The following is a 578-nucleotide window of genomic DNA, read 5'->3' as shown; positions in this document are numbered from 1 at the left end:
GCATCAATCTTTGGTGGGATCGACAAATTCAAAACAAGGCGAGGGCGCTCATTGGTAGCACATGCGGGACCGCAGTCAAGACTTAGCAAGCTATATCGCGCCCGCGTTTTTCAGGCCGACGCTCAGTTGGAAGAAGCCTTGTGTCGTCCGGATCTTCACATTGTATCACCGCCCGCTAGACTCGCGAATGCTGGACGCATGAATGCTCGTGGGATATCTGTCTTCTATGGCGCAACCCAGCCCAAGGTCGCAATCGCAGAGGTCAGACCCCCTGTCGGAAGCAAGGTTGTGGTCGCAAAATTCAATATCGTTCGGCCCCGATGCCTGCTGGATCTCACCATCATTGAAGATGTTCACGTCACCGGGAGCATCTTCGATCCAACCATTCTAGAGCGCCTTGAACGAGTCGCATTCCTGCAAACTCTCGGGCAACGCATGACAAAACCCGTCATGCCGGACGATGAGGCATTCGAATATTTAGCAACACAGGCAATCGCTGATTTCCTGGCCACAGAGAATGAGCCGTTGCTGGACGAGATCATCTTCAGATCGGTTCAGTCAAAAGGGGGGCGCAATGT

General features: G+C 53.3%; 1 protein-coding gene. It reads left to right on the top strand.

From position 1 onward, the window contains the following. A partial coding sequence (locus tag ACU8YE_RS24055; RefSeq protein WP_446929868.1) for an RES family NAD+ phosphorylase occupies window positions 1-578 on the top strand: 578 nt, incomplete at both ends.

The sequence above is a fragment of the Ralstonia sp. VS2407 genome (assembly GCF_052950655.1).
Note: the sequence above shows the minus strand (reverse complement) of the source record. Positions and strands in the feature narration are given on the sequence as shown.